The 26,065-nt window shown below is 40.9% G+C and carries 29 protein-coding genes; 21 read left to right on the top strand and 8 right to left on the bottom strand.

Annotation, left to right across the window (positions count from 1 at the left end):
• Positions 1-26: 26 nt before the first annotated feature.
• Positions 27-1,169: an alpha/beta hydrolase gene (locus ACSLUF_RS16490; protein ID WP_435623759.1), complete on the top strand. Its 1,143-nt coding sequence runs from the start codon at positions 27-29 to the stop codon at positions 1,167-1,169.
• Positions 1,170-1,224: 55 nt separating this feature from the next.
• Complete coding sequence (gene radA / locus ACSLUF_RS16495) at positions 1,225-2,586, top strand: DNA repair protein RadA (RefSeq protein WP_435623760.1); 1,362 nt, start codon at positions 1,225-1,227, stop codon at positions 2,584-2,586.
• Positions 2,587-2,588: 2 nt separating this feature from the next.
• Here radA and ACSLUF_RS16500 read toward each other — a convergent pair whose 3' ends face one another.
• The 3 genes from ACSLUF_RS16500 to ACSLUF_RS16510 form a co-directional block, all read right to left on the bottom strand.
• Positions 2,589-4,040 (bottom strand): hypothetical protein, encoded by a 1,452-nt coding sequence (locus ACSLUF_RS16500; protein ID WP_435623761.1) that lies wholly within the window; start codon positions 4,038-4,040, stop codon positions 2,589-2,591.
• Positions 4,041-4,134: 94 nt separating this feature from the next.
• Positions 4,135-5,175, bottom strand: a complete 1,041-nt coding sequence (locus ACSLUF_RS16505) for an NADP(H)-dependent aldo-keto reductase (RefSeq protein WP_435623762.1) — start codon at positions 5,173-5,175, stop codon at positions 4,135-4,137.
• 63 nt (positions 5,176-5,238) lie between these two features.
• Complete coding sequence (locus ACSLUF_RS16510; protein ID WP_435623763.1) at positions 5,239-6,003, bottom strand: exodeoxyribonuclease III; 765 nt, start codon at positions 6,001-6,003, stop codon at positions 5,239-5,241.
• Positions 6,004-6,127: 124 nt separating this feature from the next.
• On the opposite strand from ACSLUF_RS16510, the gene ACSLUF_RS16515 reads away from it, so the two are divergent.
• From ACSLUF_RS16515 to ACSLUF_RS16595, 17 genes are all read left to right on the top strand, one after another.
• On the top strand, positions 6,128-6,646 hold the full coding sequence (locus ACSLUF_RS16515) for a hypothetical protein (RefSeq protein WP_435623764.1): 519 nt from the start codon (positions 6,128-6,130) through the stop codon (positions 6,644-6,646).
• 30 nt (positions 6,647-6,676) lie between these two features.
• On the top strand, positions 6,677-7,225 hold the full coding sequence (locus ACSLUF_RS16520; RefSeq protein ID WP_435623765.1) for a cysteine hydrolase family protein: 549 nt from the start codon (positions 6,677-6,679) through the stop codon (positions 7,223-7,225).
• Positions 7,226-7,237: 12 nt separating this feature from the next.
• Complete coding sequence (locus ACSLUF_RS16525; RefSeq protein WP_435623766.1) at positions 7,238-8,338, top strand: Gfo/Idh/MocA family protein; 1,101 nt, start codon at positions 7,238-7,240, stop codon at positions 8,336-8,338.
• A 15-nt stretch (positions 8,339-8,353) separates the two neighbouring features.
• Positions 8,354-10,438: a TonB-dependent receptor family protein gene (locus ACSLUF_RS16530; RefSeq protein WP_435623767.1), complete on the top strand. Its 2,085-nt coding sequence runs from the start codon at positions 8,354-8,356 to the stop codon at positions 10,436-10,438.
• Between the two features lie 72 nt (positions 10,439-10,510).
• The gene (locus tag ACSLUF_RS16535; RefSeq protein ID WP_435623768.1) at positions 10,511-11,011 is read left to right on the top strand and encodes a hypothetical protein; all 501 of its coding nucleotides are present in this window, start codon (positions 10,511-10,513) and stop codon (positions 11,009-11,011) included.
• Positions 11,012-11,154: 143 nt separating this feature from the next.
• Positions 11,155-11,637, top strand: a complete 483-nt coding sequence (locus ACSLUF_RS16540) for a hypothetical protein (protein ID WP_435623769.1) — start codon at positions 11,155-11,157, stop codon at positions 11,635-11,637.
• On the top strand, positions 11,634-12,317 hold the full coding sequence (locus tag ACSLUF_RS16545; RefSeq protein WP_435623770.1) for a hypothetical protein: 684 nt from the start codon (positions 11,634-11,636) through the stop codon (positions 12,315-12,317). Before ACSLUF_RS16540 ends, ACSLUF_RS16545 begins: the two co-directional genes overlap by 4 nt.
• Positions 12,318-12,360: 43 nt before the next feature.
• On the top strand, positions 12,361-12,741 hold the full coding sequence (locus ACSLUF_RS16550) for a TlpA family protein disulfide reductase (RefSeq protein WP_435623771.1): 381 nt from the start codon (positions 12,361-12,363) through the stop codon (positions 12,739-12,741).
• 49 nt (positions 12,742-12,790) lie between these two features.
• Positions 12,791-13,249 (top strand): hypothetical protein, encoded by a 459-nt coding sequence (locus ACSLUF_RS16555; RefSeq protein ID WP_435623772.1) that lies wholly within the window; start codon positions 12,791-12,793, stop codon positions 13,247-13,249.
• 47 nt (positions 13,250-13,296) lie between these two features.
• Positions 13,297-14,616, top strand: a complete 1,320-nt coding sequence (locus ACSLUF_RS16560) for a serine hydrolase domain-containing protein (protein WP_435623773.1) — start codon at positions 13,297-13,299, stop codon at positions 14,614-14,616.
• Positions 14,617-14,779: 163 nt separating this feature from the next.
• Positions 14,780-15,103 (top strand): hypothetical protein, encoded by a 324-nt coding sequence (locus ACSLUF_RS16565; RefSeq protein ID WP_435623774.1) that lies wholly within the window; start codon positions 14,780-14,782, stop codon positions 15,101-15,103.
• Positions 15,096-15,485, top strand: coding sequence for a hypothetical protein (locus ACSLUF_RS16570; RefSeq protein WP_435623775.1), 390 nt, complete (start codon positions 15,096-15,098; stop codon positions 15,483-15,485). The genes ACSLUF_RS16565 and ACSLUF_RS16570 overlap by 8 nt, the downstream gene beginning before the upstream one ends.
• A 49-nt stretch (positions 15,486-15,534) precedes the next feature.
• A complete protein-coding gene (locus ACSLUF_RS16575) occupies positions 15,535-15,777 on the top strand; it encodes a DUF7683 domain-containing protein (RefSeq protein ID WP_435623776.1) in 243 nt (80 codons plus the stop codon).
• A 19-nt stretch (positions 15,778-15,796) separates the two neighbouring features.
• On the top strand, positions 15,797-16,138 hold the full coding sequence (locus ACSLUF_RS16580; protein WP_435623777.1) for a hypothetical protein: 342 nt from the start codon (positions 15,797-15,799) through the stop codon (positions 16,136-16,138).
• Between the two features lie 32 nt (positions 16,139-16,170).
• Complete coding sequence (locus ACSLUF_RS16585) at positions 16,171-16,620, top strand: hypothetical protein (RefSeq protein ID WP_435623778.1); 450 nt, start codon at positions 16,171-16,173, stop codon at positions 16,618-16,620.
• Between the two features lie 107 nt (positions 16,621-16,727).
• Complete coding sequence (locus tag ACSLUF_RS16590; RefSeq protein WP_435623779.1) at positions 16,728-17,231, top strand: hypothetical protein; 504 nt, start codon at positions 16,728-16,730, stop codon at positions 17,229-17,231.
• A 93-nt stretch (positions 17,232-17,324) separates the two neighbouring features.
• A complete protein-coding gene (locus tag ACSLUF_RS16595) occupies positions 17,325-17,798 on the top strand; it encodes a hypothetical protein (RefSeq protein ID WP_435623780.1) in 474 nt (157 codons plus the stop codon).
• Positions 17,799-17,810: 12 nt separating this feature from the next.
• Here the strand turns inward: ACSLUF_RS16595 and ACSLUF_RS16600 are convergent, their stop codons facing one another.
• The 4 genes from ACSLUF_RS16600 to ACSLUF_RS16615 form a co-directional block, all read right to left on the bottom strand.
• Positions 17,811-17,990: a hypothetical protein gene (locus ACSLUF_RS16600; RefSeq protein WP_435623781.1), complete on the bottom strand. Its 180-nt coding sequence runs from the start codon at positions 17,988-17,990 to the stop codon at positions 17,811-17,813.
• A gap of 74 nt (positions 17,991-18,064) precedes the next feature.
• Complete coding sequence (locus ACSLUF_RS16605) at positions 18,065-20,293, bottom strand: response regulator (RefSeq protein ID WP_435623782.1); 2,229 nt, start codon at positions 20,291-20,293, stop codon at positions 18,065-18,067.
• A 103-nt stretch (positions 20,294-20,396) separates the two neighbouring features.
• Positions 20,397-21,938 carry a glycine--tRNA ligase gene (locus ACSLUF_RS16610; RefSeq protein WP_435623783.1) on the bottom strand — a complete coding sequence of 514 codons (1,542 nt, stop codon included), beginning with the start codon at positions 21,936-21,938 and terminating at the stop codon, positions 20,397-20,399.
• A 37-nt stretch (positions 21,939-21,975) separates the two neighbouring features.
• Entirely contained in the window at positions 21,976-22,875 is a 900-nt protein-coding gene (locus tag ACSLUF_RS16615; RefSeq protein ID WP_435623784.1) for a hypothetical protein, read from the bottom strand.
• Between the two features lie 36 nt (positions 22,876-22,911).
• Between ACSLUF_RS16615 and ACSLUF_RS16620 the strand changes: the two genes are divergently transcribed.
• Together ACSLUF_RS16620 and ACSLUF_RS16625 are read left to right on the top strand one after the other, a co-directional pair.
• Positions 22,912-23,613, top strand: a complete 702-nt coding sequence (locus tag ACSLUF_RS16620) for a ComF family protein (RefSeq protein WP_435623785.1) — start codon at positions 22,912-22,914, stop codon at positions 23,611-23,613.
• Positions 23,614-23,682: 69 nt separating this feature from the next.
• Positions 23,683-25,302, top strand: a complete 1,620-nt coding sequence (locus ACSLUF_RS16625) for an Ig-like domain-containing protein (protein WP_435623786.1) — start codon at positions 23,683-23,685, stop codon at positions 25,300-25,302.
• On the opposite strand, the gene ACSLUF_RS16630 is transcribed toward ACSLUF_RS16625, so the two are convergent.
• Positions 25,289-26,059 carry an amidohydrolase gene (locus ACSLUF_RS16630; protein ID WP_435623787.1) on the bottom strand — a complete coding sequence of 257 codons (771 nt, stop codon included), beginning with the start codon at positions 26,057-26,059 and terminating at the stop codon, positions 25,289-25,291. The genes ACSLUF_RS16625 and ACSLUF_RS16630 overlap by 14 nt on opposite strands.
• Positions 26,060-26,065 lie beyond the last annotated feature (6 nt).

Consider the following 26,065-nt stretch of genomic DNA (forward strand, 5'->3'; position numbering starts at 1 on the left):
CCCCGGCCAACGCAAAACTTAACCGAATGAAAAAATATGTATTTCTGCTTTGCAGTATAGTCTGCGCAAACCTTTTTGGGCAGGTAAAAAAAGAAATCTTTGAATCCTTCAAACTTCAGGAAAGAAGGGACGTGTCCTATTACTTTCCTGAGGATTATTCTGAGGACAAAAAGTATCCCCTAATCGTGGTCCTCGATGCGGACTATCTTTTCGATATCGTTGTGGCCAACTCCAAAGTGTATGGCACCCATAGCAGAATGCCCGAGGCTATTGTGGTAGGAATTCACCAATCTGAAAACGACCTTCGCTGGGATGATTGCGACTTTGACCAGACATCTGGTCTTCCCACCGAGAAGGGTGCTGCATTCTATGAGTTTTTGGGGACCGAGCTTATTCCTTACCTAGAAACTAACTACAATGTCGCTCCGTTTAAAATGTTTGTGGGTTACGATATTACCGCCAACTTTGGCAATTACTTTCTTTTTAAGGACAAATCGTATTTCAATTCCTATGTGATTATCTCCCCAGTTTTAGCTACTGACATGGAGAGTCGTGTGCCCGCTCGTCTTTCGGACTTGGACCAAGAACTCTTTTACAATCTTATCTTAGAAAAGGAAAATACTGAGAATCGCCAACAAATTCTTCAAATGAATACGGCGATAAAATCTATCAACAAAGAAACCTTGCATTACTTTTTTGATGAATATGATGATGCCGACCACGTATCCATCGCGACCTACGGCATCAGTAAAGCATTCGACAATGTGTTTAGAATGTTCCGCCCGATCAGTCCAAAGGAATACAAAACGGAGATTTTGACTTCGGATGCACCTGTTTTTCAATATTTGGAAGAACGCTATGATAGAATTGAAAAATTATTGGGATATCGAAAGCAAGTAGAGCTTAATGATATCATGGCCATTTATGCGGGTTGCCTCAAAAAGGATGATTTTGAATCGCTAAAACCCTTGGCAGAGGTTTGTAAAGAACAGTATCCAGATACCATGATGGGATTCTATTTTGAAGGAGAATATTACGAGGAACTGGGCGAACCCAAGAAAGCGTTCAAGACTTTCGAAAAGGCTTTTCAATTGGAAGAAATTGACTTTCTGACCAAGGATATGGCCCTAGATAAAATCGACGCCCTCAAAGCGGATTTCGGATATTAATTCACAAGATTTAATATAGTACTTTGTACTATCTTTAGCCCTTAACCCAGAGTTAATGGCTAAAACCAAAACTGCTTTTTTTTGTCAGAATTGCGGCGCCCAATACGCAAAGTGGGTGGGGCAGTGTACCTCCTGTAAACAATGGAACACCATTGTTGAAGAAGTGATTCAAAAGGAAGAAAAGCCTGCTTGGAAAGCCAATTCCAATCCCTCAAAACGAATTAGCGCACCTGTCCGCGTATCTGAAATCACCCAAGAAAAAGAACTGCGATTAAATACCCAAGACTTGGAGTTTAACCGGGTACTGGGTGGTGGATTGGTTCCTGGTTCGTTGACCTTGTTGGGTGGCGAACCCGGTATTGGAAAGAGTACATTGCTATTGCAAATCGCTTTGAAGCTTCCTTTTAAAACACTTTATGTTTCTGGAGAAGAAAGTCAAAAGCAAATAAAAATGCGGGCGGACCGAATACTCCCAAATAGTGAGAACTGCTTTATTCTTACGGAAACCAAAACCCAAAACATTTTTCAGCAGATTTCCGAACTGGAACCTGATTTGGTTATCATTGACTCCATTCAAACGCTACATACCAATTATGTGGATTCTGGCGCAGGAAGTATTTCCCAAATTCGGGAATGCACTGCAGAGCTTATCAAATTTGCCAAGGAAACCCATACTCCAGTCATTTTGGTGGGCCATATTACCAAAGACGGGAATATTGCAGGCCCCAAAATTTTGGAACACATGGTAGATACCGTGCTGCAATTTGAGGGAGACAGGAATTACGTGTATCGCATTTTACGTTCACTCAAAAACCGGTTTGGCTCTACTGCAGAATTGGGAATATATGAGATGCAGGGAAGTGGGCTTCGAGAAGTCAATAATCCTTCCGAAGTGCTTATTTCCAAAAACGATGAAGATTTAAGTGGTACTGCCATCGCAGCAACGGTGGAAGGGATGCGTCCTTTGCTTATTGAAATCCAAGCTCTGGTGAGCAGCGCAGTATACGGTACCCCGCAGCGCTCCGCAACTGGATTTAATGCCAAACGATTAAATATGCTACTAGCTGTGCTTGAAAAAAGAGCCGGTTTTAAATTAGGGGCCAAGGATGTATTCTTAAATATTACCGGCGGCATCTCCGTGGATGACCCTGCTATTGATTTGGCTGTTATGGCTTCCATTTTATCCAGCAATGCAGATATTCCCATTGAAAAAGGGGTATGCTTCGCGGCGGAGGTCGGTCTCGCCGGAGAAATAAGACCAGTGCAACGCGTGGACCAACGTATTTTGGAAGCTGAAAAGTTGGGGTTCTCCACCATTTATGTCTCCAAAAACAATAAAATTGGCTTAAAGAACCCAAATATTCAGGTGCATTTGGTTTCCAAAATTGAAGATGTAGTTTCACAGCTTTTTGGGTAAGATTAGTTGCTTACAATACTTTGCATATATGTTGGCAACAAATTAATCGCCTCCTTCCTATTTTTTACGTAGGTGTTTTTCCCTTCTGAAGAATCCTCATAATAGGACATGTTATCATATAAATAAAACATTAGCAACCTATTGTAATCATCCAAGTTTTCGTCAGCTATAATTACAGGCAAATCTTTCTTGAAAAATGACTTATCCTTGCTTTCCGCAATGGCTCTGCCCAAACGACCAATGCTTCCAAAATAATGCCCGTCAGGAACATTCTTTGCACGAAATGCAATGCCCAATAACAGATCTGGGACATCGATATTCAATTTTTCCAGTTCCATTATGTAGGTCTCTCTATCCTCCCAAGCCCAACTTCCATCTGAAACGCGGTCCATGCGATCATTCATCACATTTAAATGTGCTCGAAGAAAAATATCCCAATCCAAGGATTCTCCCGCCAATTGAGCAATATTCATAGCATGTATTCGAGGGCTGTTATCCATACTACATTGTCCAACAACCACCCGGTTACGTTTAAGTTTCAAAGCTTTTGCGGGCGACAACACGTGCGCAACATAATATTCAAAATAGTCATCTGAGTTTTTGGTTTTTAAGGCTTCTTCGTACGCTTTTTCAAACAACTCCATAAATTCCTGATTTTTCGAAAGGACCTTAACCACGAATCGCTTTTTATCTACTTCCCATTCTCTTTGTTTTTCATAGGCAGCCTTGATATCTTCCACAGAGGAGTCTTCCTTTAAATCCATAACGGGTTCCTTCTTTGTATACTTACTATCAATGAGCCTTGAAACCTTGTTCTGTAATACTTTAGTATCGTCTTCACCATATGACCATCTATTTCTGGATGCGTCTTCATTAAAAATTTGACTTGTGGTGTCAATTAAACACTCGGTGTATTGTACCATTTTGGCGTAACGATTAGGGATATTCTGTGAGGAAAATTCATCTTCCAAATAAGCTACTTCAACATACTCCTTGTTTGAAAGGTTCCATACCCAACATTTAGATTTCGAATTTTCCCAGTCAGATTCCAACATTTCCATCCGCCTGCCATCCGGCTGTTCACTAATTCCAATAATCTTTTCTTTTTCATAATTTGTATAATGCGTTTTTGTGAGTAGGTGCAGTTGGTCTTCAGCATGTTTTCCGTATTTCTTTACAAACTGATCCAGTGTAATTGCATTCTGCAACTCTTCACGAAGTTTTTTAATATTAGGCTTTTTCAGTACAAAAACCTTTCCTCTTGTCTGTTCAACCGAAATATATTCTTGTAAAAGTTCGCAGGTTCTAAATTCTTCATTTTTCTCTCCGACCATCCTCTTAAGCTTTTCCATAGCGTAAGGTGAATAAATAAGTCCGTTTTCGTAGGTTTTAAATTCTTGGGAAAAAGCAACTGCTCCCCAAATACTAAAAAGAAGAAAATAAGCCGTTTTCATAATTACTGGATTTTGAATAGTAATAGTATTCAAACCACAATAATTATTCCACCCAGTTTGAGTAACTGGGCAATCTTAATGAGTAAACGGTTCTTTAAGGTGCCGGATTAGGAATAGCGTTATGAATTTCCTCGATGCCATCCAAAACCTCGTCGGAAAGGTCAACATCAATACTTTCAATGTTTTCTTTCAACTGTTCCATAGTGGTAGCCCCGATAATGTTGCTGGTCACAAAAGGTCTAGTATTCACAAAGGCCAAGGACATTTGTGCCAAACTCAACCCATGTGCTTTCGCCAAATCATTGTATTTCCGGGTCGCTTCCACTGAGATAGGTCCACTATATCTGTTGTAGTTGGGGAACAGGGTGATTCTCCCCTTTCTGGGTTGAATTTCATCCAAATACTTCCCGCTTAGCACCCCAAATCCGAGCGGAGAATAAGCCAAAAGTCCTATACTTTCGCGTATGGAAACTTCGGAAAGTCCTACCTCAAACAAGCGATTGAGCAAACTATAAGGATTTTGTATGGTGAGCATTCTGGGTAAACTTTCATGCACTTTGCTTTCTTCCAGAAATCGCATGGTCCCCCAAGGGCTTTCATTGGACAGACCCACATGTCGAATCTTCCCCTCGGCTATCAAATCTCTTAAGGTTTCCAGCACTTGGTGAATATTGTCTTCCCACATATCCAAAGCATGAGCGTCAAATCCACGTTGCCCAAAATAATTGGTGTTGCGTTCTGGCCAATGCAACTGGTACAGGTCGATATAATCCGTTTGCAAGCGCTTCAGACTTCCCTCTACCGCTTGGATGATGGAATCCCGGCTAAAGCCCGTAGTCCTGATATGTTTGGTAAACTCTGCTCTTCCTGCAATTTTCGAGGCCAGCACCACTCTATCCCGATTACCGGTTTTCTTAAACCAGCTTCCAATAAATTCCTCAGTAACCGCATACAACTCTTTCTTGGCTGGAACCGGATACAACTCGGCGGTATCAAAAAAATTGACACCCTGATCTAAAGCATAATCCATTTGTTCATGCCCTTCTGCCTCGCTGTTCTGGCGACCAAAGGTCATGGTGCCCAAACAAATCTTACTTACCCTGATTTTGGTATGGGGAATTCTGGTGTATTTCATGCAATTTTCAATTTGAAAGCCTCAAAAATAAGATATAGTTCTGGAAGAGGTTTTACCCCTTCGTTATTTTTCCACTTCCAGCAGTATCGGGCAATGGTCGCTATGCTTGGCTTCTGAAAGAATTACCGAACGTTTTAATCTATTTTCCAGCGAATCAGCCACCATTCCATAATCCAAACGCCATCCTTTGTTGTTGGCCCTGGAGTTGGCCCGGTAGCTCCACCACGTGTAATTATGCGGTTCTTTGTTGAAATGGCGAAAGCTGTCAATAAAACCACTTTGCATAAAGTTCCCTATCCATTCCCGCTCCACCGGTAAAAATCCAGATACGTTTTTATTTCGGACAGGGTCGTGAATATCAATAGCCTCATGACAAATATTGTAATCACCACAAACAATCAGATTGGGCCTACTCTCTCGAAGGGCATTGGCATACTTCTGAAAATCCGCCATATAGGTCAACTTGAATTCCAAGCGGTCCAAGTTGGTCCCAGAGGGTAAATACATACTCATCACCGAAATATCTCCAAAATCGGCTCGAATGTTTCTGCCTTCGTTGTCCATGTACCCGATACCCGTACCGTATTCCACATGGTCAGGCTGTTCTTTGCAGAGTAAGGCCACCCCGCTATATCCTTTTTTCTCGGCACTGAACCAATAATGATGGCGGTACCCGGCATTTTCAAAAGCTGCTACATCCACTTGCTCTTTTTGGGCCTTGGTCTCTTGCAGGCATACCACGTCTGGGTTCACACTCGATAACCAATCAATAAAGCCTTTGTTCAGGGCGGCTCGGATACCATTTACATTATAGGAAACTATGGTCATTTTGAAATTTTTACTAAAAATAACCATTGTACTTGGCTTCATAAAACCATTTTGAATTCATTACGGATTACCTTTGTTTTTGGAACGCTAATTGATTATCCATTACGAGTTTAAATTTTTGACCATGAAACGATTTTTGTTTTTGATAGCTCTTTGCTCCGGATTTTCAGCATTCGGCCAAGCGTATCCCACCTTTGCGAATGACAATGAGCTTAAGTTCAACATTGGCTTGTTTTTGGCCACCACCACCGTTGAAGGTTCCTACGAGTATTTTTTTAGCGAGGACACCAGTATTGGGGGAACGGTCTATTTTGATAACGATGCCACTGATTTTAATGGAAACTTTGGAATCGGTCCCAACTTTAGGGCCTATTTTGGATTTCAGCCCAGAAGTGGATTCTTTGCAGAAGCCTTCGGTTTGTACTACACGGGTGAAGAGGAAGTTTCGGAGGAGGAAATTGGCTTGCGAAACAATGATTATAGCACCGTTGCCTTAGGGCTTGGACTCGGGAATAAATGGGTCACCCGAAGTGAAAAATTCAGCCTTGAATTGTTTGCCGGTTTTGGCCGAAATATCAATCCAGAAGATTTTCAAGATAGCTTTATGTACCGGGGCGGATTGTCCATCGGTTTCCGTTTTTAATCCCTACCTTGCTGTCAACTTTGACTACCTATGACAGCATTGCTACTTATCGATATTCAAAAAGGAATTCAGGAGACGGGATATTATGGGGAAGAGCGCAATAATCCCCAAGCTGAAGCAAATTGCGCGAAAATTTTAGACCGTTTCCGGAAAGAGAATTGGCCCATTTTCCATATTCAACATTGTTCCACCAATCCGGAGTCACCCTTATATCCAAACAAACCCTCCCATGCATTTTATGAAGGGGTTATTCCAGAATCCGGGGAGCCAGTCATCCCGAAAAATGTAAACAGCGCCTTCATCGGGACAGATTTGCAGGAACAACTACAAAGTAAAGGCCTAAAGGAAGTGGTAATTGCCGGACTTACCACGGAGCACTGCATTTCTACTTCAACGCGAATGGCAGCCAACTTGGGATTTGAGGTACGCCTGATTTCCGATGCCACCGCCGCTTTCAGCAAAAAAGGAATAGATGGGCAGCATATTGGGGCCGAAATGGTCCACCAAATTGAGTTGGCCAACCTAAAGGATGAATTCGCCACCATTTTGGATACCGAAACCCTCTTGGATACCCTGTAAACCTACCCTAAGATGAAATTTGTCAACCTTTTGTATCTCAGTTTGATTATGCTTGTCTCTCCAACCATAGCCCAAGAAAAGCCTCTTAAGGTGGGCGTAGCGGGCCTTACCCATACCCATGTGCATTGGATTTTGGGCCGGGAAGATATTGGCGATATTGAAATTGTGGGCATTGCCGAACCCAATCGCGATTTGGCCCAACGCTATGCAGAGCAACATGGATTTTCCATGGATTTGGTCTATGATTCCCTGGAAGAAATGATAGCTGCTTCCCAACCCGAAGCGGTTACCGCATTCGGGACTATTTATGACCATTTGGAGGTGGTACAAACCTGTGCCCCAAAGGGCATCCATGTGATGGTGGAAAAACCGCTGGCCGTAAGTATGGCCCACGCCAAAAAAATGAAAGCCTTAGCAGAAGAGCATGGTATCCACTTGTTGACCAATTACGAAACCACCTGGTATCCCACCAATCACCAAGCCAAGACATTTTTGGAAGCCGGCAAGATTGGGGATTTACGAAAAGTCATCGTCCGCGATGGACACCGAGGGCCGGCCAAATTAGGTATCAACAGCGAGTTCTTGGATTGGTTGCTAGATCCAGTGGCCAATGGAGGGGGTGCCATCACCGATTTTGGGTGTTATGGAGCGAATTTGATGACCTGGCTCACCCATGGGGAGCGACCAAAAACCGTTACGGCAGTGACCCAACAACTCCAAGCTGAAAACAATCCCAAAGTGGATGATGATGCCACTATTATTTTGACATACGAGAATTCCCAAGCCATTATCGAGGCCTCTTGGAACTGGCCCATTGGGCGAAAAGATATGGAGCTCTATGGTTTGACCGGGGCTATTTATGCCGATAACCGAAATGACCTTCGTATCCGAATGGCCGAAGGCTACGATGGGTATGATGAAGAAAAACTCACCTTACCGGAAAGGGAAGCACCCTATAACGACCCTTTTTCGTTGTTGGCGGCTGTGGTGAAAGGGAAAATCACGCTTCCACCTCATGATTTGTCTTCCCTGGAAAACAATATACTGGTCATGGAAATTTTGGATGCCGCCCGGGAAAGTGCCAAAACCGGCAAAACCATCACTTTAAAATAAATTGTTCCGATTTTAATGGCTTCTCTCAAAATACGTACGCTACAAAAAGGACTCTCCAGTCTGATTATTTTGTTTTCAGTGGTTTTGAACGGCCAGGAAATCCAAAAAGATTCCATTACCCAATTGGATGAAATCATCCTTACCGAAAATGTGGATACCAAAAAAGCGATGGGCATCACCGCTTCTTCAAAGGTGGACACCCAGACGTTTGAAAAGTTCAATCCGGTGGATGTTCCCAATGTACTCAATCAGATTTCTGGGGTATACCTGCTCTCGGGAGCCTTAAACACCAACCGAATTACCATTCGAGGGGTTGGGGCGCGGACGCCCTTCGGTACGGATAAACTACGCTTGTACTTTAATGGAATTCCTGTGACCAACGGTACCGGATTTTCCACCATTGAAGCCTTCGATTTGGAAAACCTCAGCTCCATCGAGGTCATTAAGGGCCCAAAAGGAACAGCATTCGGTTCCAATTTGGGGGGCGCCATTCTGCTCAATACTACCACTTCCGCGGAAAGCAAAACCCAGCTCAGTAATCGCTTTACGATAGGTTCATATAATATGTGGAAGGACAACCTGCTCTTTAGCCATAAAGAGAAAGATTTCAATTTGAGTCTGAGCTACAACCATTTGGAAACCGATGGTTTTCGACAAAACAATCGCTTTTTGCGGGACGGGGTATTACTCAATACCCAATTTGGTCTGGGAAGAAAAAGTAATTTGGGGGTTCTGGTCAACTATATCGACTACGAAGCCCAGATTCCCAGTACCTTGAATCAAGAGGATTTTGATGAAAATCCAAGGCGTGCAGCGGCCAATTGGTTGGCAGCACGGGGTGAGGAAGAGAACCGCTATACCTTAGTGGGTCTCTATCACACCTACAATTTCAATGCTTCCTTGACGAACACCACCAGTGTATTTTATACCTATTTGGACCATGACGAACCCCGACCCTTCAACATTTTAGAGGAAATCACCAATGGATTTGGCGCGAGAAGTGTTTTTCAAGGCAATTGGGGCAACTCACAATACAGTTTTGGCGGGGAACTTTATAAAGACGAATACGAATGGGGTACGTTTCGGAACCTGTTTCGGGATAACAACGGCAATGGAAGCCTCCGTGGAGACCGTATTAGCGATAACAAAGAGTTTCGGACGCAGTTGAACCTGTTTGGCACCTTTACCTATAATTTCACTCAAGCTTTTTCGGGGCAATTGGGCGTTTCCTACAACCAAACGGAATACGATTTTCGGGATTTGTTCAATACTGGAGACCTCAACACTTCCGCGGAACGTGATTTTGACCCGGTGCTATTGCCCAGCCTAGGATTCCAATATCGATTTGCAGAAGGCCGGATTTACGCCAATGTCAGTCGTGGGTTTTCGAATCCCAGTTTAGAGGAAACTTTGACCCCAGATGGCCTAATCAATCCAGATATTGAACAGGAAAAAGGGTTTAGTTATGAACTGGGCACCCAATGGGTGCTCCTTAAAAAACGACTATTCCTCAACCTGACCGGCTATCGGATGAACATCAACAACCTTTTGGTGGCCGAGCGGGTGGACGAAGACCAATTTATTGGCAGAAACGCGGGCGAAACCCGCCATCAAGGGATTGAGGTGGACCTGAAATATGCTTGGAACCCTTCACTACAACTTTTGATTTCCCCCTATGTGGGTTATAGTTTTAGCGACCATAGTTTTGTGGATTTTGTAGATGGCGACAATGACTTTTCCGGCAATCCCTTGACCGGGGTACCACGCCATCGCATTAGTTCTGGATTGGATTTTAGGCATACCAGTGGTGTGAGCCTAAACCTGACCCACCAGTTTGTGGACGAAATTCCCTTGACGGATGCCAACACCCTGCGCAGTGAATCCTTTAATGTTTTTAATGCCCGACTGGGCTATCGTGTCAAAATCTCCCAAAACTTTAGACTGGGGGTAAATGCTGGAGTGAACAACCTATTTAATACCCGCTACGCCCAAAGCGTATTGATTAATGCGGTGGGCTTTGGAGGTGCCTTGCCCCGCTTTTTCTACCCAGGCAATAATATCAATTATTATGGCTGGGTACGTGTAGGGTATACTTTCTAAAAACCCTATTAGAGAATACTTACGTTTATGGGCTATATTTGAGTACGCATGTTTGCGATTCATGTAAAACATATGAGGAGAACCATACCGCCACTGATATTGATATTTTTACCTCTTATCATAATTGGACAAAACTCGGAAAGCTATTTTCCAATTAAATTTGGGAAAGAAAAAATGTTGACTTGGTACAAAGGAAAATACTTGGAATCTTTCACGGATTCGACAGAGTTGGGAGGTGAAAAATATTATTTGTATTCCCAGAAATTTAGCAACAATTCGATGGGAATATACATTCGAATAAGCAATGATACCGTTTATCATTGGAATGATGTAAAGAAAAAACATCAGGCTTTTTTTGGAGTAAACCCGAAAGTCGGTGAAACCATTGGCAACGGAACAATTAAAAAAGTAGGGGGGAAACTTAAAACTCCTAAAGGAGAATTTCTAAACCTATTAGTTATCGAAATGAATTATCCCAATGGGGAATCTGGTACAAGATATTACCAAAAAGGACTAGGACTCGTTGCTGTAAAAAGTAATAATGAACTGATTTCCTATTATGTCCCTGATTAAAAAAGTACCAAATAATAGTTCTAAATCCTCTGATATCTGGTTAACTTCAAACTTGTGAATCTTTAAGGCTGGATTTGCCAAAATTGGAAATCATAACCAAGACCTTTATCCATAATGCTCTCAAATAAAAATATATTCGGAATTTGAAAAAGAAAGAAGTTTACTGGCTAATTGGAACTCTAGGACTTGCAATCTTTTTTACAATTCTCCTTTTTGGAATGGACGGATTCGACCCAGACGCGACTTTGGAGATCAATATTCACGACACCTATTTTGTGATTGCAAACTCTCATTTCGTACTATTGATTTTTATCCTAACCTTCTTTTGGGTCTACCTTTTTCGTATTGTAAGAAGGAGGTTTAAAAATTTGACCGTAAATCTAATCTTACTTGTCACCACCATAGCCTTGATCTTAGTCTTTGGACAGACAATCTCTATTTTAGATGCATTTAGCCGTCCCATCAGCCTAATGGAAAATTCATATAGTAATGGAGAAAAGCATCCAGTGGAAGAAATATTATCAACTTTTGCTAAAATTCTGTTCGTATCTCAAATTGGACTTTTGATTTTATTAGCCTATTGCGGTTTCCAATCTGGTAGGTACTATAAAACTAAAAAAACATGAAAAGAAATTTAATAATTCTCTTTGCCATAGCATTTTGTTTTAGTTGCAAAAAAGAACCTAAAGTTGATGTAAACTATGTCATTGCAAAATTTCACGAGAATGCGGACAAAATAAACTCTTTGGAGTACCGAATGCAAAGAATTGACACCGCTGCTATTAATGGAATAGTATGGAACAATTCTGGGGTTGCACTAATCGAAAAAGACAAAAACGACAAAATATTTGGCTTTTCTTTTTATGGTAAAAGAGACGACGTTGACAAAGAATATATTTATGATGCAGAAAACGGGTTTGAAATCTCAAAAATGAATCAAACCTACAGGATAGAACCTGGTCATTTTAAGTTTCTTGGGCGTTCTGGTGGACAAATGGTCCATAGAAATATTTTTAAACTTGATACGGTATATAAAAAAGTATCCTTATCAGAAACTGAAAGTTCCTATTTGCTTGCCTTCGAATTTGAAAACGATACAGTTTACGATGTATCTGATAGAATAAAAGTTTTTGAACTGAACAAAACAGACTTTTTCCCAATTCAGATTAAACAAACCTCAATCTTCCTTGGAAACAAATCTGTGTCTATCTCAAAATTTAAAGAAGTAAAAATCAACAATGAGGTTAGTACCACAATCAAGGATTTAAAGCAAGAATTTCAGAATTATTACAATTATACAACCTGAAAAAAGAAGGCCTAACAAACTACTCAATACTAAACTTCCGGCATTGGAACTACCAGATTTATTTGACAAGGACAAAATGGTAGCACTTAATAATGAAAAATTGACGTTGATTGATTTTTGGGAGGTTTGGTGTGGCGCATGTGTACGGGCCTTTCCAAAGGTTGAGGACATCAAAAACAAATACAAAAGCGATTTAATGGTAATCGGAATTGTTTCTGAAAATCAGGAAAGAGCAATCGAATTGGTACAAAAGAAAGGTGCAACTTTTCAAAATTTGGTTGGGAATACTGACTTAAGGAAAATGTTTGATGTCCACGGTTGGCCGACATATTTTTTAGTAGATAAAAACGGAATTGTTCAAAATGAATATTCTGGATTCTCTGACCAAATTGAGAAGGACGTCCAAAGGCTGATTAACGAATAATGACGTAGTTGGTTAAAAGTTAGCTAAACAATTGACAACCATTGAAAAAGTGAAAAGAAGCAAGATGTTTTTTTATTTCAGTCTGATTTTGACCCTAAGTACGGTACTACTTTTGGTTACCGGTTCTTCTTTACTTACCCTGGCTTTGGATAAGGACAATTCCATTCCTTTAGGAACTTTTATAACCTGGGTGGGAATGATTTCATTGCCGTTGACCATATATTGGGGCGTAGAAGAACTTAGAAAACCGTCCAAAAGGCTAAACCGAATACTCGCCGGGGTTCTTAAGATGATACTGATTTTGGGCATTCTTTGGGTTCCCCTTTCATATTTGCTTGCAGGTAACCTATCCTTCAGCTTTTCCGAAAAAGAAACCTTTCAAGGCGGACAACTGGCCATGCAATGGTTCTGGTATTTGAGCTATGGAATAGGCATTGGAGCCCTACTGACCCTATTTACCTATTGGGTATCCTTATTGTTTGTAAAACATAAACCGGGCGCCATTTAAACAACTCCCATAGAGGACAAAACTGAGGGGACAAAACCGAACAGAAAATGATAAAAACACTTTTCACTACCATACTGTTGTTGACCATAGGTCAAATTGGGTTTGCACAAGACCTGAACAAGACAAAGTTGGACAGTTACTTCAACGCCCTTGAAAAAAACAACAAGTTTATGGGAAGCGTTGCCGTTTCAAAAAATGGAGAAATCATTTACAAGAGGTCCATCGGGTGGGCTGACGTGGAAAACAACAGTAAAGCCACCGAAAACACCAAGTATAGAATTGGCTCCATTACCAAATCGTTTACGGCGGTTTTGGTTTTAAAAGGTGTGGAAGAAAAGAAAATAGACTTAAATCAAACTATTGATACCTGGTTTCCGACCGTACCCAAGGCAGAGAAAATTACCGTAAAGCACTTGCTGTACCATAGAAGCGGAATACACAATTTTACAAACGACCCCGACTATTTGACTTGGAACACTCAACCCAAGTCAGAAAGCGAAATGGTAGAAATTATTGCGAATGGCGGCAGCGACTTTGAACCCGATAGCAAAGCCGAATACAGCAATTCAAATTTTGTGCTGTTATCCTACATTCTCGAAAGAACCTTTGCCAAATCCTATGCTGAATTGGTGCAAGAACATATTGCTCAACCCATTGGTTTAACGAGCACTTATGTTTTTAAAGGCATCAACACCAATGCTAATGAATGCAAATCGTACAAATTTTTGGGTTCTTGGAAGGAAGAACCGGAAACGCACTACACCATTCCTTTAGGCGCAGGGGCTATAACGGCTACGCCCAGTGATTTGACCCAGTTTTCAGATGCTTTGTTCGGCGGAAAACTATTGAAACCTGAAAGCCTGGAACTCATGAAAACCATACAAGATGGATTTGGAGCTGGTTTGTTTCAAATTCCTTTCTACTCCAGTATTGGGTATGGACACACCGGGGGAATTGACGGATTTAGCGCAGTATATTCCCATTTTCCTGCCGACAACATTTCGTATGCGTTGACTTCCAACGGCACAACTATGAACAACAACGCTATTTCCATTGCCGTGTTAAGCGCGGTATACGATAGACCCTACGAAATTCCTGTTTTTACAACCTACGACCTAACGGCTGAAGACCTATCCCAATATGTAGGGGTGTATTCCTCTGAACAAATCCCGTTGAAAATTACCATTACCCAAGATGGCAATACCTTGATAGCCCAAGGAACAGGGCAGCCCGCTTTTCCATTGGAAGCCACGGACAAAGACGAATTTAAGTTTGACCAGGCCGGAGCAAAGTTCCAATTTAACCCAACGGAAAAAACCATGGTGTTGTTCCAAGGGGGAGGGCAAATTACATTTACCAAAGAATAAAAGCGGCACCAACACTTTAGGCGGGACCTACATGGCCGGGTGCGTGTAGGGTATATTTTCTAAAAACCTTACAGGGTTTACTTACTTGAATACGCTATATTTGAGAATATAGGGGGTGCGTTTTACATCTATATAAACAAGTTGTGGTGCATTGAAAAACTAAATGAATAACATAAAAAACATTTGGATTGGAACAGAGGGAAAAGGACCAATTCAAGGAGGAAAAGCGGAGTCAAACGATAATTCAGATGTTATAGTAACATTTGAAAATGGAGAAAAATTTGTTGCAACATTTTTCACTTATGAGAATATCCAATGGTTGAGACAAAAGAATATGGAAACAGGAGAATGTCTAAATGGAAAATATTTTTACGCAACAGACTTGATTCTCATTGATACGCTGAATAGACGTGAAATATTGAAAGTTATAAATCACCTAATCGAAGAAGGTTCTTTCAAAACAGTTTTTGACAGAATCAATGAATAAGATAAAACTCGATACCGAATCTTATTTGATAAGCGGAAAAAATAATGAACGCTTTTTCCCTTTCTTGGAATTGGAATTAAATGAAAACGTAATTTATGAAAACGATATTCCAAAATACTATTTAAGCTTTTCAGACGATTTGAAAAGCGCTCATGGAATTGGAAATTGGATTATGGCGGATCTGGAGAAAAACGGACATAACTTAAGGGATTTAATTGTTGAGTTAGGCAATAAGCTAAATCTGAACTGGGACATTTTCTCAAGCAATGTTGGAAATCAAGTTGACGACAGTTATCAGACTGAACAAGTTGAATTAGAAATACTGACTGACAAAACAATTGAAAAAATAAAACGACACTACAACAAAGGCTATAACTCATAGCTTCGTTACGAAGTCATAGCCGAGACCGTTGAACACAATTTTAGATTAAGTGAAAATAATTAGACAATTTGATGTTTTTGAAAAACTCTCTGATGAAATCAAAGATGAAATTATTATCGATAATCTTGATATTGAAGTTGTCAAAGGTCTAGTGGATTTAGTAGATGGTGACGCTAAACTTTACTATGCTTATGAAGTAAAAGGAGCATTGCAGGATTATTTTGAAAATCTTGGACATATCTTCGAAACGGATAAATATGATTATTTTCTAGCTTGTTATCAGGGCAATTAATTACATATAATTACGAGTAATGAATTCAATAAGAGTTTCGGAGATTAAAATATTGTTCCAGAGGATAATTGAAAAGCTAGAAGATGAATATGGACAGGATTCCGAGCTAGAATTAAAAACTAGTGCTTATCGTCTTATTCCAACGGAAAAGTGGGACGATTTTGATAGTCCCGAAAACTGGTTTTCCGCTACACAAATATCATTAGGTGACCTTCAAGATGACTTGTCAGAATTAAAAAAGCTAATAAAGGACAAAGACAGACATACCACTTTTGTTGATTTTGACAGGCTTGCAAGTATTTTAAGAGAAATAAGCAAAGTCGAAAATCCTGTGGAACAAAATAGCAAATCAAAGTATTAGTAGAGCCAGTGGTTGATGTCAAGCAAAACAGGATGTGGAGAAAAAATTGGATATGGACTATAGTTTCAGTAATAATTTTGAGTGTTTGCTATATACTTACTGTTGGAACAGGAAATCTTGGATTTTCCAATCGAACAAGAATTGTCCTATTTGAGAACTATTTTAATATTTATAACTGGTATTTCTTTTTCGCATATCTACCATCCATTTTTGTTTTTGTCTTTCTGATTAAGATTACATTGGAAAAACTTGAAAATAGAAGTGCAAACAAGATTTTGGTCTTTGCAACCTCTTTTTTAGTTCTTTATATTACTTATACCGCGTTAAAAATCAATTGGATAAATGAAATCAATAAGTTGGATGACAACACCCAGGAATTATGGAACCTGGTTTATCTCTACATTCTTCTTATTCAATTCATTTTGATTTCCCTATTAGTAACCGTAAGTTGGAAGACGGAAAAAAGAAGCCTTGATAAATAACAAAATCACCTACAACATAGTCTGTAATTCATAGCAACAATTCCTTAACTTAAAACTTAGAAACCATTAATAGCTGAATTTACGCAAACTGAAAATCATGCCCAACAATGATAAACGAACTAAAGTTAATTCCAGAACTTAAGGATTGGAAGAAGGAAAACGGAGACGATTTTGATTTACAAGACTGGGTAACTTGTGAAGGTAACATAAGATTAGCAATCGGCTATTCGACAATTTTTTGGCCTGAATTTCTTGAATATGATAACTGTATATTTATAAAATCTCACTTCTCCCCGGACAACTATGAGGAATGGACTAAATCGAAATCCATTTCTGATTACAGGCAAATCGAAAGTGTAATTAATCATATTCATATTCTTGATTTTTTCACTTTTGAAAAACAAAATGAAATAAATGTTGAGCAGGTCAAATATTTGGGTTGCATTCTTCAAGAAATCTATGCAGCAAAATTAAAGACGGAATTTCCGAATCGAAAGTTTACCGTGACATTTAATGGGAAAGAAAAATTGGAAGATTTGATAGAATACCAGTTGACTTTTTACCAAGAAAACAATAAAAATAGAATGATAGAAAAAGAAAGTCAACAATAACTATGATTGCCTAACAATGGCCATAATTCATTGTAGTTTAAAGCCATATCAAAATTCTGCCCTATTCCTTGGTATCCAATCAAAAAACGTTAGTTGAAGAAGTTTAATACCATATTCCTAAACCTTGCCTTGATTTTTATTTCGGTTGTTTATACAATCCCCAATGTGTTTTCTGGAAAAGGTGAACTAACCCAAGAATATGGGACGCTAAAAAAAGTTTTCATAGAAACTTATAAGTACAGGCCGAGAAAATCATTCACTTATGTGGATAAAAAACGACTTGTCTTAATAACCTCAGATAGGGAAAAGAGGACCTATAAGCTAACAGACCATTACAGGATACACTGGAAAGTATTTCAAGACGAAAACGCCATTGGAAAAGAATTGAGAGTGTACCTAAAAACGGATAATAAAAGAACAGATCCTCTTATTGTAGAATTTGACAAAAAGAAAGTGTATGGAAAATCGGCAAGTCTTCCTTTTTCAATTTTAATATTGCTACTCACGGTAGGGTATACAGCCTACAACCTATATAGAATTTTTGATAAAAAAGATTTCATAGAGTAACTTTCAAAACCATCACTCCAAAACCTCCCCTAAACCTTTAAGCAACTCTGCGGCATCTTGAATTTCTCTGGAAGTAAAGGTATCTTCTTGCAGAAAGTGCAGCATAAAAATGACGTGGTTTAATTGCTTGTTGAGCGCGGCAGGGGAACCATAGGCTTCGGTAATCCATTCAGAAAGGGTTTGCTTTTCCATCGGATAAACTTAGAAACGAAAGCTGTGGCACACAACTACTAATTAGTAGCTTTTTTAGAAAAAGTGGAAGTCGCCTAAATCTTCACCGTAGACACAAAATTCTTTTTGATCACTTCCAAAAAGTCGGCGGTATCGTAGGGTTTTATGATCAGGTCGGTAAAGCCCAAGCCTTTTAGGTCGTCAAACGATTTGGTGGGGTCCGTAGCGGTCAAGGCAATAATGGGCACGGTGCTGTTAAACCCGCGAATCTCCCTGGTGGCCTCAAAACCGTTCATAATGGGCATGTTCACGTCCATCAAGATCATGTCAAAGACCTCATCGTTTATAATTTCCAAGGCCTCTTTCCCATTTTCGGCAATGGTGCAGGTAAATTTGTTGCTTTCCAGAATCTTACGGGTCACCAAGCGGTTGATTTTATTATCGTCCACAATCAGAATATGGCTGCCCACAATGCTACGGTCTATCACTTCTTGCTTGGGCACTTCTTCAACCTCTGTCTTTTGGGTTACCTCATAGCAAATGGTAAAAGTGAACTCGGTACCCACATTTTTCTCACTTTTTAGGTCAATGGTGGCATCGTGCAGGTCCAAGAGTCGCTTTACAATGGCAAGGCCCAATCCCGTTCCCTGAAAATCGTTGGATTTCATATCCTGGGTAAACTCGTCAAAAATATCGCGTTGCTTCTCCTCAGAAATCCCCATACCCGTATCGGCAATCTTAAAATCGAGCAGAATACATTCTTCCTTAACTTCCTTGGGTATTATGGAAATGGTAATGGTACCTTCTTCCGTAAACTTACAGGCGTTACTGATCAGGTTGATGAGTATTTGGGACAGCTTTACGTAGTCCCCCTTCAAAAATTCGGGTACGTCTTCCGTAATTTCAATCTCAAACTGGTTGTTGTTTTTGGCCCGCATATGCTCCATGGAGTTGGTGATATTTCGCACCAATTTGCGCAAATGGAAGGGTTTGCTTTCCAATTCCCGATTCTTTAGGGCGTCCAATTTGTTCAAGAACAGCAAATCATTAATAAGTGCCAGCAGATAATCCGCAGAAAACTTGAGCGAGGTAATGTCTTCTTTATATTTAGCCAACGGCTTTTCTTGTTTTAGGATAGAAGCGATACCAATAATACCATATAAAGGCGTCCGCAACTCGTGACTGATGGCCGAAAGGAAATTGGTCTTTACCTCAGAAAGTTCTTCGGCCTTCTTTTTGGCCTCCAAGTACTGCACATTGGTTTCCTGTAAATCTTGTACCAGGGCCTTTCTTCTTTTAAAGGAGAAGAACATGGTAAATCCGAATACAGAAAGTGCGAACACAGCGGCCAAACTGATATACAGTATGATCTTATTTCTTTCGGCCGTCTGTTGGTTTATCTCGTTTTCCAGCTCCCTCGCCTTCAGTTCCTGCTTGTACTGGTTTACGTTCATGCGGGCAATCACCTCATTGATGGCCGCCGCCTTTTCTATTTCCTGCTTTTTATCGGCGTATACATCCGCTTGCTGCCGCACCACATAGGCTTGCTCGTAATCCCCTTTCCCCACATTGGCTTCAATCAGGTATTCGTAGCCTTCTACCAGCCCGTCGGTATATTCGTGTTTTTCGGAGATGGCAATATCCTCTTGAAAAAATGCAATGGCATCATCCCATTGTTGTTCCATTAAGGCCAAGCGTCCTTTGGAAAAATAATATCCAGCCCGGAACATAGGCACCTGAATGGCATCGATATAGGTATCCAAACCGGCAACATGCTGTTTGGATTTTCTCAGATTCTTCTGGTCCAGATAGATATCCGAAAGGTTAAAATGAATGACAAATACCCGGGTATTTTGGTCTTTGGCCGCATAGATTTTAAGTGCTTCCTCGTAATAGGCTATGGCCCTTTTATCTTCACCAATCTCATTGTTCAAATTGCCCAGGTTGTTATAGGCATCGGCAATAAGAATGGAATCGTTGACAATTTTGGCCTTCTTCAGGGATTCTGTAAAGGTTTTTTGAGCTCTAAGGGTGTCCTTAATTCGAATAAGGGCACTACCGGTATATTTCGAAATCTCAACATCCCATGCCAAATTGTTTATCCTATCGGCAAGCTTAAGGCCCATATCCCCATATTTCAATACCTCCAAGAAGTTATTGCTGTAGTAATCTTGAATCAGTTTGCTTTTTAAACTGTCCAATCGTACCAAAATTTCCTCTTCTGAAATTTCGTCGGAAGGGTCAAAATATTCGGTGGTTTCCTGTTGTGCTTTGAGGAAGCTGCACAGGAAAAGAAGGGCAATAAAAGGATATAGCTTTCGCATCGTTAAAATTTGGGGCGCGTGCAAGGCTATATGTAAACGTTTTTAAACCGCTTTTAGTGTGTTTTACAGAAATTTACTACAAAAATGCCCTTAAGAGAAAGTCCTAGATGCGCTGCAACCAATACCTCATATCCACCTCTTTGGAAATGATGTCTTTTACTGCATCTAGCTTTACCCGTTGTTGCTCCATGGTATCCCGATGACGGATGGTCACGGTTTCATCTTCCAAGGTCTGATGGTCCACGGTGATGCAAAATGGGGTTCCCACGGCATCTTGACGGCGATAGCGACGACCTACGGCATCTTTCTCATCATACACCACATTGAAGTCCCATTTTAGCTCATCCACCAGTTTCTGGGCCACTTCCGGAAGACCATCCCGCTTTAACAAAGGCAAAACGGCCGCTTTGGCCGGAGCCAAAACCGCAGGGAGTTTCAATACGGTTCGGGTGGTATTGTTTTCCAGCTCTTCCTCTTGCAAAGCGCTTGAAAAAACAGCTAGGAACATACGATCTAAACCTATGGAAGTTTCCAGTACGTAGGGTACGTAACTCTTGTTCTCTTCGGGGTCGAAATATTGTAGTTTTTTGTTGGAATATTTTTCATGACTGCCCAAATCGAAATCGGTTCTGGAATGAATCCCTTCCAACTCCTTGAAACCAAATGGGAACCGGAACTCAATATCTGAAGCGGCATCTGCGTAGTGGGCCAGTTTTTCATGGTCGTGGAAACGATAATTTTCTTCTCCCAAGCCCAACGAAAGGTGCCAGTTAAGGCGTTTTTCCTTCCAAGTGTCGTACCACTCTTTTTGGGTGCCCGGTTTGATGAAATATTGCATTTCCATCTGCTCAAATTCGCGCATACGGAAAATGAATTGGCGCGCCACGATTTCATTTCGAAAAGCTTTTCCGGTTTGCGCTATTCCGAACGGGATTTTCATACGACCGGATTTCTGCACATTCAGAAAGTTTACGAATATTCCCTGGGCCGTTTCCGGACGCAGATACAGGTCCATGGCAGAATCTGCGGTAGCACCCAATTTGGTGCCAAACATCAGGTTGAACTGCTTGACATCCGTCCAGTTTTTGGAACCGGAAATGGGACACACTATGCCCAATTCCTCAATCAGGGCTTTAACATCGGCCAAATCCTCATTTTCCAGGGATTTTCCCAATCTTTTCAATATCCCATCCGCCTTGGCTTGGTAGTCCAAAACCCGTGGATTGGTTTCCAAAAATTGCTGCTTGTCAAAGCTATCCCCAAAGCGTTTGGCAGCTTTCTTGACTTCCTTTTCAATCTTCCCTTCAATTTTGGCTACATGGTCCTCCACCAAAACATCAGCACGATATCTTTTTTTAGAATCCTTATTGTCAATCAAAGGATCGTTAAAAGCATCTACGTGGCCCGAAGCCTTCCAGGTAGTAGGGTGCATAAAAATGGCCGCATCAATCCCAACAATATTGTCATTGAGCTGCACCATGGCCTGCCACCAATATTCACGGATGTTCTTTTTGAGTTCAACCCCGTTCTGACCATAATCGTAAACGGCACTTAAACCGTCGTAGATTTCACTGGATTGAAATATATAGCCGTACTCCTTTGCATGGGAGATGACCTTCTTGAAAATATCTTCCTGATTCGCCATTCGGCAAAAATAGTTTTTTCAGTAAAAAAGTGATGGGTTATTTCAATTGAAATTCAGTAGAGGCCAAAAGTCGTTCATCCTCATAAACGTTAAGGGTATAAATACCTTCGACAAGAGATTCCGCTGGCACCGTAATGGCGTCACATATACTGATCTCCTTTCCGGTATAGACAATCTCTACTTTTTTGCTGTAGGTGTTGCCCCCAACCGAAATTGTAGTGGCGTTGTCCTCAATCACTTCCATTTCTGGGGATAAGAATTGCAAGTACACCACACGTACATTGCCTCTTTTTTCCGAAGGATCACTTAGAATGGTAACACACCCTCTTAACTTTTCAATCGTTGAAGCCTTATTGGTTTTGATAGGACGACCTGCGCGTAACCTAAAGCCACTTCCTTCAGCATTTTGCAATTTTAGGTAGCTTTTAATCTTAAGTTCACGACTCAACTCCCTATTGGTTTCCCGAAGAAGGGATTCTCTTTTTTCAATATTACTGGCCCTACCCCAAGCGTCCCGCAGTTGTTTTTGGGTCTCTTCGTAACGGTCTGCCAAAAGGCGGTTGTTGTAGCGCAAAAAGTTGTTTTTCAGTTTTAAACTATCAAAACTCACCTCCAACATACGAAGTTCGCTACGGGTTTCCTTAAGTTTAGTTAGGCTGAAGTTCAATCGCCCTACGGAATCCAGCAATTGTTCCACCCGAAAACGTGAGGTTTGAAGTTCAATTTCGTTAACTTCGTTTAAACCGGACAAGCGGTCCACTTCTGCCTTCATCAGGGTTAAATCCTTAACTAAAAGCGACTTTTCCTGCTCTAAAAAAACCATTTGATTCTTGGACTGGGCATAGCTATAGTAGAAAGCAATGAGAATACCCACAATTACTGCTACAAGAGCGGCAAATATAATCTTGTAATTGAAATTGTTATCTTGGGAGTCCATGGGGTTCTAGAGCTACTCTAAACAATATAAGATTTGATGTCCAAAAGGTTGGCTAAGATAATAAACGATATTAACAACATCCTATTGCCAAAGGTGTGTTTTGGATGTAATGCCCGATTATCCAGAGGAGAACAGGTTTTGTGTACCGTTTGTCGACATGAGCTGCCACTCACCGATTACAATTTCACGGAAGAAAATGCAGTTGACCGGATTTTTTATGGTAGAATTCCCATAAAAAAGGCCTCTTCTTTTCTCTTTTTTACCAAAAATGGGGTGGTCAAAAACCTACTGCATTTTTTAAAGTATAAAAAACAAGAGAAGATTGGAGGATTTTTCGGTGACTGGTATGGTTCTTTGTTGAAAGAGGAAAAGTCATTACAAAATGTGGATGTTGTGGTTCCTGTTCCCCTACATCCCAAAAAGGAGAAAAAAAGGACCTATAACCAAGTTTCCCTTTTTGCCCAACACATCGCAGAACATCTAGAAGCTGATTTTGCCCCGGACCTGCTCATTCGGAAAAAGAATACAAAAACCCAGACCAAGAAGGACAGGCAATCCCGATGGGAAAGTATTCAAGATGCTTTTGATTTGGTTGACCCCAAGAGTAGGGGGTATACGCATGTTCTTTTGTTGGATGATGTGATTACCACAGGAGCAACCGTAGAGGCCTGTGCCCGAAAATTGACCCAAATACCGGGAGTTGAAATCTCAGTGGCGAGCATTGCCGTGGTGGATTAGGGGTTAAATTTTTCTTATGTCCATTTCCAAAAATCAAATTAATCGTTTCTTTGCCCAATATCATTTGCTATGGCCGGTATCAGGAGATTTTTAAGTTTCTTTTTTATTCTTTGGATAGGATTGGTCCTATGGCAATGCGCCCGTCGTGGGAATCCGACCGGTGGACCCGTCGATGAGACTCCGCCGCAATTGCTTCGTACCGTTCCTGATAATTTTTCCACAGAGTTCAAGGAGAACAAAATACGTTTGTACTTTGATGAATATATCAAGTTGGAGGATGTGCAGAACCAGCTGATTATCTCTCCCCCTTTACAATACCCCCCAGAAATAATACCGCAAGGTGGGGTAAGCAAATATGTAGAAGTCACCATTAAGGATACCTTGAAGGAAAATACTACCTATACCCTAAATTTTGGTCAAAGTATTGTGGATAACAATGAAGGTAATCCCAATAGCTTTCTGACCTATGTGTTCTCCACGGGAACCTATATCGATTCCCTTACGCTCTCTGGAGCGGTAAAAGATGCTTACGACCGAAAGGCAGAGGAGTTTATCAGTGTATTGCTTTACGAATTGGATACGGCCTTTACGGATTCCACCGTTTTTAAGAAGCCCCCAAACTATATTGCCAACACCGGGGACAGCCTTCCCATTTTCGAGCTGAAGAACCTAAAGGCGGGACAGTATAAGTTGATTGCTTTAAAGGATGCGAACAAAAACAATCTTTTTGACCAAAGGCAGGACAAAATTGGATTTTTGGAGGATACCATCACCATTCCCACAGATTCCATATATCTGCTCAACCTTTTTAAGGAAATCCCTGATTACAGTGCTTCCGTACCCAGTTATGTGGCCAAAAACCGCATCATTTTTGGGTATCAAGGCATCGGTGAGGAAATCAGTATCGAGAGCCTTACGGACTTACCCGACTCCGTTCGGACCACTATCCTAAAGGATAGAGAAGCCGACACCTTGAATTATTGGTTGACTCCTACAGACCTGGATTCCATCATCTTTTTGGTAAAAAACAAGGTATGGGACCAAATGGACACCTTCACTGTTAAAACCCGAAAACTGGCTTTGGACTCGCTAAAACTTACCAATAGTGCGCGAAGCAAACTAGGCTTTGATGATACCTTTAGCCTTTTAAGCGATACTCCCATACAAACACTGGATACCAGTTATATTGATGTTTTTGTAAGTGATACTATTCCTTATCGGTATACATTTAGCTTGGATTCCCTTAAAAACCAGATTGATTTTGATTTTGAGAAGGAACCCAATCAATCCTATACTTTTTCATTTTTGCCAGGAGCCGTAACCGATTTCTTTGGTATGGAAAATGACACCTTAACCTATAATTTCTCCACGGGTAGCTATGCAGATTATGGAAATTTAAGAGTTAGCGTTTCGGGTGCCGTTCGATTTCCCATGATTGTGCAACTGACCAATGAGCAGGGTGAAACCCAAAGAGAGGTTTTCACCGAACTTCCAGAACCCATTGAATTCAATAATCTGGACCCTGGAAAATATATGATTCGGGTCATTTTTGATGATAATGCCAATGGGATTTGGGATACCGGGAGTTATTTAAAGAAAATTCAGCCCGAAAAAATCAGCTATTATCCCGACGTGATTGAGATAAGGGCCAATTGGGAACTGGAACAATCTTTTGTTATAACAGAGTAAAGCCATCACGGTCATCCAAGAACCGTAGCTTATCCCTATTTTTTTGAATATGTTCCTTGTCCAAAGTCACGTAGAGTATTTCTTCTTCGGTTGAAAAGGCTAACTGCTCGCCCAAAACATCATAGGCCGCAGAATGGCCTACGTACTCATACCCCAAACCATCCAATCCAACACGATTAACCCCAATACAGTAGGCCATATTCTCAATAGCACGGGCTTTAAGTAAAGCATCCCAAGCCGCAATTCGGGGTTTGGGCCAATTGGCCACATAAATCAAAACATCATAATCCTCAGTATTTCTGGACCAGACGGGAAAACGAAGATCATAACAAATCATCGGGCAAAAGCGGAAGCCTTTATAATCAATCATCAATCTATGGCTTCCCGCTTCGTACTTCTCATGCTCTCCTGCCAGGGTAAAAGTGTGTCTCTTATCGTATTCGGCAAATTCCCCATCGGGCTTTGCAAAATACAGACGGTTATAGTTTTTTCCTTCTTCCTGAAACACCACGCTCCCCACCACAGCTGTTTGATGTTTTCGAGCCATGCTTTGCATCCACTCTAGGGTTCGCAGTCCTTCTGAGGAATCTATATGGTCTGGAGACATGGTAAAGCCAGTGGTAAACATCTCGGGTAAAATAACCATATCCACATCATCGGGAATGGTCTTAATTTTTGTCTCAAAAGCGTTTCGATTGGCGTCCGGGTCTTCCCAAACCAAAGGAGATTGTATTAAAGCGATTTTTAAGCTGTCCATTGTTGA

Origin of the sequence: Flagellimonas sp. (assembly GCF_965601775.1) — a bacterium.
Taxonomy (GTDB): domain Bacteria; phylum Bacteroidota; class Bacteroidia; order Flavobacteriales; family Flavobacteriaceae; genus Flagellimonas.